Consider the following 8,179-nt stretch of genomic DNA (forward strand, 5'->3'; position numbering starts at 1 on the left):
CGCCGCCGCTGCCCCGGCGCCCGCCGCCGCTCCGGCCGCCGCCGCCTCCAAGGCGCCGAAGCTGGAGGCCAGCCCGCTGCGCGGTCAGACGGTCAAGATGACCCGCATGCGCAAGGTCATCGGCGACAACATGATGAAGGCGCTGCACTCGCAGGCCCAGCTGACCTCGGTCGTCGAGGTCGACGTCACCAAGCTGATGAAGCTGCGCGCCCGCGCGAAGGACGGCTTCGCGGCCCGTGAGGGCGTCAAGCTCTCCCCGATGCCGTTCTACGTCAAGGCCGCCGCCCAGGCGCTGAAGGCCCACCCGGTCATCAACGCCCGGATCAACGAGGACGAAGGCACGATCACGTACTTCGACTCGGAGAACATCGGCATCGCCGTGGACGCCGAGAAGGGCCTGATGACCCCGGTCATCAAGGGCGCGGGCGACCTCAACATCGCCGGCATCTCGAAGAAGACCGCCGAGCTGGCCGGCAAGGCCCGCGGTGGCGGCCTGACCCCGGACGACATGTCCGGCGCCACCTTCACCATCAGCAACACCGGCTCGCGCGGTGCGCTGTTCGACACCGTCATCGTGCCGCCGAACCAGGCCGCCATCCTGGGCATCGGCGCCACCGTGAAGCGTCCGGCGGTCATCGAGACCGAGGAGGGCACCGTGATCGGTGTCCGCGACATGACGTACCTGTCGCTCTCCTACGACCACCGTCTGGTGGACGGCGCGGACGCCGCCCGCTACCTGACCGCGGTCAAGGCGATCCTGGAGGCCGGCGAGTTCGAGGTCGAGCTCGGCCTGTAACCAGCCTCACGATCGGCGCCCCCGTCCGGAACCCTTTCGGACGGGGGCGCCGCCGTATTGTCTAGACACCCGGTCGCCCCGGCCACTGTGCCCGGCGCAGGCGTACCGGTCTGTCCGAAGGAGCCCGTCATGACCCCGCCCGTCGTCCACTCGCTGCGCGAACAGATCCGCGAGCACATCGTGGAGGGGATCGTGAGCGGGCGCTGGAAGCCGGGCGAGCGGATCGTGGAGCGGCGCATCGCCACCGAGCTGGAGGTCAGCCAGACGCCCGTGCGCGAGGCGCTGCGGGAGCTGGAGACGCTGCGGCTGATCGAGTCGGCGCCCAACAAGGGCGTCCGGGTCCGCAACCTCACCGCCGCCGACCTGGAGGAGAGCTACCCCGTACGGGCCGGGCTGGAGCAGATCGCCGCCGAGCTGGCGGCTCCGGGGCTCGGCGAGGACTGCTCGCTGCTGGCCCCGCACGTGGCCGCGCTGTACGAGGCGGACCGGCTGTCGGACGGCGAGGCGCAGGTGCGGCACACGGTGGGCTTCCACCGGGAGATGGTGCGGGCGGCGGGCAACGCGGTGCTGCTGCACACCTGGGAGGGGCTCGGCATCGAGGTGTTCACGGCGCTGTCGATCCGCTGGCTCGGCACGGTGCAGAAGTCGTACGCCGAGGAGCACCAGGCCCTGATCGACGCGTTCCTGCGCAAGGACCCGGACATCGGCGCCCTGGTCAAGGCGCACGTGCTGGGGTGCGCGCCGCGCGCCTGAGCCGCGGCGGGCCCGGTGCGCATCTGTCGGGAGGGGCGCTCTCCTGCGCACACGCGTGCCCTTTTTGACGGTTAAGTCCCGTCACTCGGTGCCCTGTTTCATGGCACCGCATGCCACTTTTCTTCATATCGAGAAGTTTTGCCTTTCATCCTTTGATCGATCATCGATCGGCGTCTTACAGTTCACCTCGCGGGCCCACCGGCCCCATCGCCCTGTCCTGCCAGTCAGGGACTTCTCCACCCCCCTCCTCACCGGAAGGCGGCGATCATGACCGACCCCGTTGGAAAGCTTCCGAGCGAGCTCGACCAGCTCCCGGACCGCGACCCGGAGGAGACCGCCGAATGGGCGGCCTCCCTGGATGCCGTCACCAAGGCCGCCGGCCCGCACCGCGCCGCCTACCTGATGCGGCGCTCGCTCGAGCATGCCGAGGGCGCCGGTCTCGCGCTGCCCAAGCTCCTGGAGACCGACTACGTCAACTCCATCCCCACCGCCGCCGAGCCCGCGTTCGACGGCGACCTGGAGATGGAGTCCCGGATCACCGCGTGGAACCGGTGGAACGCGGCGGCCATGGTCACCCGCGGCTCGCGCTTCGGCGTCGGCGGCCACATCGCCACCTTCGCCTCGGCCGCCTGGCTGTACGAGACCGGCTTCAACCACTTCTTCCGCGGCAAGGAGGGCGAGGGCTCCGGCGACCAGCTGTACATCCAGGGCCACGCCTCCCCCGGCATCTACGCCCGCGCCTTCCTCGACGGCCGGCTCACCGAGCAGCAGCTGGACAACTTCCGCCAGGAGGCGGGCGGCAACGGCCTGCCGTCCTACCCGCACCCGCGGCGGCTGCCCTGGCTGTGGGAGTTCCCCACCGTCTCCATGGGCCTCGGCCCGCTCTCGGCGATCTACCAGGCGCGCTTCAACCGCTACCTGGCCAACCGCAACATCAAGGACACGTCGAACTCGCACGTCTGGGCCTTCCTCGGCGACGGCGAGATGGACGAGCCCGAGTCGACGGCCGCCCTCGCCCTCGCGGCCCGCGAGCAGCTCGACAACCTGACCTTCGTCATCAACTGCAACCTGCAGCGCCTCGACGGTCCGGTCCGCGCCAACTTCCGCGTGGTCCAGGAGCTGGAGGGCGCCTTCCGCGGCGCCGGCTGGAACGTCGTCAAGACGCTCTGGGGCACCGCGTGGGACGAGCTGTTCCAGCTCGACACCACGGGCGCGCTGGTACGCCGGCTGCGCGAGGTACCGGACGCGCAGTTCCAGACGTACGCCACCCGCGACGTCGCCTACATCCGCGAGCACTTCTTCGGCGCCGAGCCCGCCCTCGCCGAGCTGGCGAAGCTGCTCACCGACGCCAAGATCGCCGAGTGCTTCCACACCTCGCGCGGCGGCCACGAGGCCCGCAAGGTCTACGCGGCGTACAAGGCGGCCCTGGAGCACAAGGGCGCGCCCACCGTGATCCTGGCGCAGACCGTCAAGGGCTACACGCTGGGCCCGGGCTTCGAGTCCCGCAACGCCAACCACCAGATGAAGAAGCTGGACGGCAAGCAGTTCCGCGCCATGCGCGACCTGCTGGAGCTGCCGATCCCGGACTCCAAGCTGGACGAGCACCTGGTGCCCTACGCCCACCCCGGCGCCGACTCGCCCGAGGTCCGCTACCTCCAGGAGCGGCGCGCCGCCCTCGGCGGCCCCGCCCCCGCCCGCCGGGTGCACCCGGTGGCGCTCCCGGCGCCCGAGGAGCGCGCGTTCGCCGCGCTGAAGAAGGGCTCCGGCAAGCAGGAGCTGGCCACCACCATGGCCTTCGTCCGCCTGGTCAAGGACCTGATGCGGGACAAGCAGACCGGCAGGCGCTGGGTGCCGATCGTCCCCGACGAGGCCCGCACCTTCGGCATGGAGGCGCTGTTCCCGTCGGCCGGCATCTACTCGCCGCTGGGCCAGACGTACGACCCGGTCGACCGCGACCAGCTGATGTACTACAAGGAAGCCAAGGACGGCCAGGTCCTCAACGAGGGCATCACCGAGGCCGGCGCCATGGCGGACTTCATCGCCGCCGCCACGTCGTACGCGACGCACGGCGAGCCGATGATCCCGTTCTACATCTTCTACTCGATGTTCGGCTGGCAGCGCACGGGCGACCAGTTCTGGCAGCTCGGCGACCAGCTCGGCCGCGGCTTCGTGGTCGGCGCGACCGCCGGCCGCACGACCCTGACGGGTGAGGGCCTCCAGCACGCGGACGGCCACTCGCACCTGATCGCGTCCACCAACCCGGCGTCGCTCAACTACGACCCGGCGTTCGCGTACGAGATCGCGGTGATCGTCCAGGACGGTCTGCGCCGCATGTACGGCCCCGAGGCCGAGGACGTCTTCTACTACCTGACGGTCTACAACGAGCCGAAGCCGCAGCCCGCGATGCCGGAAGGCGTCGAGGAGGGCATCGTCAAGGGCCTGTACCGCTTCAAGGAGGGCACGCCCGCCGGGGCGAACGGCCCGCGCGCCCAGCTGCTGGCCTCCGGCACGGCGATCCACTGGGCCCTGGAGGCGCAGGAGCTGCTGGCCGCCGACTGGGGTGTCACGGCCGACGTCTGGTCCGCGACCTCCTGGGGCGAGCTGCGCCGCGAGGCGCTGGAGTGCGACGAGGCACTGCTCCGCGGCGAGCAGCGGACGCCGTACGTGACGCAGGTCCTGGAGGGCGCTCCGGGCCCGGTCGTCGCGGTCAGCGACTGGATGCGCGCGGTGCCGGACCAGATCAGCCAGTGGGTCGAGCAGGACTGGACCTCGCTCGGCACGGACGGCTTCGGCATCTCCGACACCCGTGACGCGGCCCGCCGCTACTTCGGGGTCGACGCCCAGTCGGTCGTGGTCGCGACCCTGGCGCAGCTGGCCAAGCGCGGCGAGGTGCCGGCGACCGCGGTCAAGGAGGCGCGGGACCGCTACGGTCTCTGAGCCCACGCACCGGTGAGCCCGCCGGACGCCCTCGGGGTGTCCGGCGGGCTCACCGCGTCCGGCGTCCGGCGCGGCGGCCACAATGGGCGGCATGCGTGCTGCCCGGCTGATCCGTATGGTGCTGCTCCTCCAGGCGCGCCCCGGCATGACCGCCGCCGAGCTCTCCCGTGAGCTGGGGGTGTCCGAGCGGACCGTCACCCGGGACGCCGGGGCCCTCTCGGACGCGGGCATCCCCGTCTACGCGGAGCGGGGCCGGGCCGGGGGCTACCGGCTCGTCGGCGGGTACCGCACCGGGCTGACCGGTCTGGCACGGGACGAGGCGGAGGCCCTGTTCCTGTCCGGGCTGCCCTCCGCGCTGCGCGAGATGGGGCTCGCGGACGCCGCCTCCGCCGCCCGGCTCAAGGTGTCGGCGGCCCTGACCCCGGCGCTGCGGGACGCCCCGGCGGGGGCCGGCCGGCGCTTCCACCTGGACGCGCCCGCCTGGTACCAGGAACCGGTGGCGCCCGAGCTGCTGCCCGCGGTGGCCGACGCCGTCCGGCGCGACCGGCTGCTCCTGGCCCGCTACCGGCGCCCCGGCCGGGAAGACGGGCCGGAGCGGGAGCTGGCCCCGTACGGGCTCGTGCTCAAGGCGGGCGTCTGGTACCTGTGCGCCCGCGCGGCGGACGGCTCCGGCCCGGAGGCCGACTTCCGGGTCTACCGCGTCGACCGGTTCACCGCCGTGACGGTGTCCGCCACCCCGTTCGTCCGGGACGAGGGTTTCGACCTGGCCGCGTTCTGGGAGGAGCGGGCAGCCGCGTTCGCCCGTTCCCTGCTGCGGGACGAGGTGCGGCTGCGGCTCTCGGCGGAGGCGGTGCGCCGGCTGCCGCACGTGGTGGACCGGGCCGCCGCCGAGGAGGCGCTGGAGGCGGCCGGGCCGCCGGACGGCGACGGGTGGGTCTCGGTCACCCTGCCGGTGGAGTCGCTCGACGTCGCCTACGGCCAGCTGCTGGGTCTCGGGCCGGAGTTGGAGGTGCTGGGGCCGGCCGCCCTGCGGGAGCGGTTCGCCGGGGCCGCCGCCCGGCTGCACGCCCTGTACGGGGACACGCCCTGACGGCTTCGTTCGGCTGTCCGGGCGTGCGGCACCCGCCGCCGGGGCGGATGCTGGGATGCGTGAGGGACGAGACGGAGTTCTGGGAGCTGATCGACAGCACCCGCGAGGCCGCCGGCGGCGACCCCGAGGACCATGCCGACCTGCTGGTCGAACGGCTGGTGCGGCTCGATCCGGAATCCGTGCTGGATTTCGCCCGGCACTTCGAGTCGCGCTTCAACCGGGCCTACCGCTGGGACCTGTGGGCGGCCGCCGCCGTGCTGCTGGGCGACGCGGGCGACGACGCCTTCGACTCCTTCCGCTGCTGGCTGATCGGCCGGGGCCGGGAGGTGTTCGAGGGCGCGGTGCACGACCCGGACAGCCTGGCGGAGCTGCTCGACTCCTTCGACGAGGAACTGGACGGCGACGGCGAGGAGCTGGGGTACGCGGCCGACGAGGCGTACGAACAGCTCACCGGCATCCTCCCGCCGGACCTGGGGCTGCCGCCGCAGCCGGACGAGCCGGAGGGCACCCCGCTCGACCTGGACGACGACGCGGCGCTGGCGGCCCGGCTGCCCGCGCTCTGGGAGCGGTACGGGGGCTGAGGCGCGCCTCACGGGGCGAGCGGGCGGCCCATCATCACGTCGTCCACGTACCGCCCGTTCAGGAAGAACTCGCCCGGCAGCACGCCCTCGACGGTGAAGCCCTCCGCCTCGTACAGCGCGCGGGCGGGCGCGTTGTGGCCGAGGACCCGCAGCGTCATCCGGTTCGCGCCCTCGGCGCGTGCGGCGGCGCAGGCGGCGCGGATCAGGGCGCGCCCGACGCCCCGGCCGCGCGCCCAGTGGGCCACGGCGAGGCCCTGGATCTGCCGTACGTGGGCGTTGCAGGCGAGCGGGGTGGGCGGGACGACGCGGATGTAGCCGGCCGGCTCCGGCCGCCCCGCCGCGCCGACCGCCTCGGCCACCAGGATGTCGTGCGGCGGGTGGCCTTCGTCGAAGAAGGGGGCGTACGGGGGCTGTGGGCGGGGCTGCACCGCGTGCAGGGTCGACCAGGTGGCCCGGTCCAGCTCGCCGAGTGCGGGTCCGTCGTCGGGTACGGCGCGGCGGACGACGGGCGGGGCGGGTATCGAGGATTCGGTCATGGCCGCCACTGTGCCACGGCCGTGTGGGGCGGCCCGGGTGGGGCAGGATGGACGTCATGCCGCACTCGCGTATCGCCGTCACCGGATCGAACGGACTCATCGGAGCGGCGCTGGTGCGCTCGCTGCGGGCCGACGGGCACGAGGTGGTGCGCCTGGTGCGCCGCCCGGCGCGGGCGGGTGACGAAGTGGAGTGGGATCCGAAGCGCGACTACGTGGACGCGTCGGGTCTGGTCGGCTGCGACGCGGTGGTCCACCTCGCCGGGGCCGGGGTCGGCGACCACCGCTGGACGGCGGCGTACAAGAAGGAGATCCGGGACAGCCGGGTGCTGGGCACCGCCGCGATCGCGGAGGCCGTCGCCTCGCTGGACACCCCGCCGGCCGTGCTGCTGTCCGGGTCCGCGATCGGCTTCTACGGGGAGACCGGGGACCGCGCGGTGGACGAGGACGCGCCGCCCGGGGAGGGCTTCCTGCCCTCGGTGTGCGTGGAGTGGGAGGAGGCCACGGCGGCGGCCGAGGAGGCGGGGGTGCGTACGGTGCACGCCCGCACCGGTCTGGTGGTCGCCCGCGAGGGGGGCGCCTGGGGCCGGCTGTTCCCGCTGTTCCGGGCGGGCCTCGGTGGCCGGATGGGCAACGGGCGGCAGTACTGGAGCTTCATCGCGCTGCACGACCACATCGCGGCGCTGCGGCACATCCTGGACACCCCGGAGCTGTCCGGGCCGGTGAACCTGACGGCTCCGGAGCCCGTCACCAACGCCGAGGTGACGGCCGCGATGGGCCGGGTGCTGCGGCGGCCGACGCTGTTCACCGCGCCCGCGCCGGCCCTGCGGGTCGTGCTCGGCGAGTTCGCCGGGGACGTGCTGGGCAGTCAGCGCGTGCTGCCCGCACGGCTGCTGGACTCCGGCTTCGCGTTCGCCTTCCCCGGGATCGACGCCGCCGTCCGCGCGGCGCTGCGCTGAGCACCGCCCCGCACCTGCCCGCCGGTTCGGACGGGTGTGCGACCCCGTGCATCGGTGCACCGGTACGCGCGCGACTGCGCACGATCGGGCCACTCTCCTAGCCTCCTGACGAACGCACGCATTCCGGTGGGCGGTTGAGGGCAAGAGCCTCCCACCACTTGCTCCGAACCGGGGAGGGCACGTGCTCGGCACGGCACACCACGCGGACGTCGTCATCATCGGGGCCGGGATCGCCGGCCTGTCGGCGGCCCACCGGCTGACCAGCGCGGGGGTCAGCGTCAGCGTCCTGGAGGCCGGCCCCGGCGTCGGCGGCCGGATGACGACCGACGAGGTGGACGGGTTCCGGCTCGACCGGATCGGCCCGCTGCTCAACACCGCGTATCCGGAGCTCCGCACCACACCGGGGCTCGACGGGCTCGTCCTGCGCACCTTCGATCCCGGCGTCCTCGTCCACAGCCGGGGCCGCCGCCACCGGACCGGCGAGACGCGGGGCACACCGCGCTCGCGCCGCACACGGGGCGCGCTCAAGG

8 protein-coding genes are annotated in these 8,179 nt (G+C 73.3%); 7 read left to right on the forward strand and 1 reads right to left on the reverse strand.

Annotated elements, in window-relative coordinates:
- The 5 genes from MHW47_RS28625 to MHW47_RS28645 form a co-directional block, all read left to right on the forward strand.
- The coding region (locus tag MHW47_RS28625) for a 2-oxo acid dehydrogenase subunit E2 (protein ID WP_239226657.1) at window positions 1-796 on the forward strand (796 nt) is incomplete at its 5' end.
- 129 nt (window positions 797-925) lie between these two features.
- A complete protein-coding gene (locus MHW47_RS28630; protein WP_239226658.1) occupies window positions 926-1,549 on the forward strand; it encodes a GntR family transcriptional regulator in 624 nt (207 codons plus the stop codon).
- A gap of 267 nt (window positions 1,550-1,816) precedes the next feature.
- On the forward strand, window positions 1,817-4,486 hold the full coding sequence (gene aceE, locus MHW47_RS28635) for a pyruvate dehydrogenase (acetyl-transferring), homodimeric type (protein WP_239226659.1): 2,670 nt from the start codon (window positions 1,817-1,819) through the stop codon (window positions 4,484-4,486).
- Window positions 4,487-4,577: 91 nt separating this feature from the next.
- Window positions 4,578-5,576: a YafY family protein gene (locus MHW47_RS28640; protein ID WP_239226660.1), complete on the forward strand. Its 999-nt coding sequence runs from the start codon at window positions 4,578-4,580 to the stop codon at window positions 5,574-5,576.
- Between the two features lie 47 nt (window positions 5,577-5,623).
- Entirely contained in the window at window positions 5,624-6,157 is a 534-nt protein-coding gene (locus MHW47_RS28645; protein WP_239226664.1) for a DUF4240 domain-containing protein, read from the forward strand.
- Between the two features lie 8 nt (window positions 6,158-6,165).
- Here MHW47_RS28645 and MHW47_RS28650 read toward each other — a convergent pair whose 3' ends face one another.
- A complete protein-coding gene (locus MHW47_RS28650) occupies window positions 6,166-6,693 on the reverse strand; it encodes a GNAT family N-acetyltransferase (RefSeq protein WP_239226661.1) in 528 nt (175 codons plus the stop codon).
- A 56-nt stretch (window positions 6,694-6,749) separates the two neighbouring features.
- On the opposite strand from MHW47_RS28650, the gene MHW47_RS28655 reads away from it, so the two are divergent.
- Window positions 6,750-7,649, forward strand: coding sequence for a TIGR01777 family oxidoreductase (locus MHW47_RS28655; protein WP_239226662.1), 900 nt, complete (start codon window positions 6,750-6,752; stop codon window positions 7,647-7,649).
- 181 nt (window positions 7,650-7,830) lie between these two features.
- On the forward strand, window positions 7,831-8,179 hold a 349-nt coding region (locus tag MHW47_RS28660), incomplete at its 3' end, for an FAD-dependent oxidoreductase (RefSeq protein WP_239226663.1).

It is taken from the genome of Streptomyces sp. OfavH-34-F (assembly GCF_022347745.1).
Classification (GTDB): Bacteria; Actinomycetota; Actinomycetes; order Streptomycetales; family Streptomycetaceae; genus Streptomyces.

Coding starts and splice junctions, on each gene's coding strand:
- MHW47_RS28655 (WP_239226662.1), top strand. CDS start 6,750: ATGCCGCACTCGCGTATCGCCGTCACCGGATCGAACGGACTCATCGGA.
- MHW47_RS28640 (WP_239226660.1), top strand. CDS start 4,578: ATGCGTGCTGCCCGGCTGATCCGTATGGTGCTGCTCCTCCAGGCGCGC.
- aceE (WP_239226659.1), top strand. CDS start 1,817: ATGACCGACCCCGTTGGAAAGCTTCCGAGCGAGCTCGACCAGCTCCCG.
- MHW47_RS28645 (WP_239226664.1), top strand. CDS start 5,624: ATGCTGGGATGCGTGAGGGACGAGACGGAGTTCTGGGAGCTGATCGAC.
- MHW47_RS28630 (WP_239226658.1), top strand. CDS start 926: ATGACCCCGCCCGTCGTCCACTCGCTGCGCGAACAGATCCGCGAGCAC.
- MHW47_RS28650 (WP_239226661.1), bottom strand. CDS start 6,693: ATGACCGAATCCTCGATACCCGCCCCGCCCGTCGTCCGCCGCGCCGTA.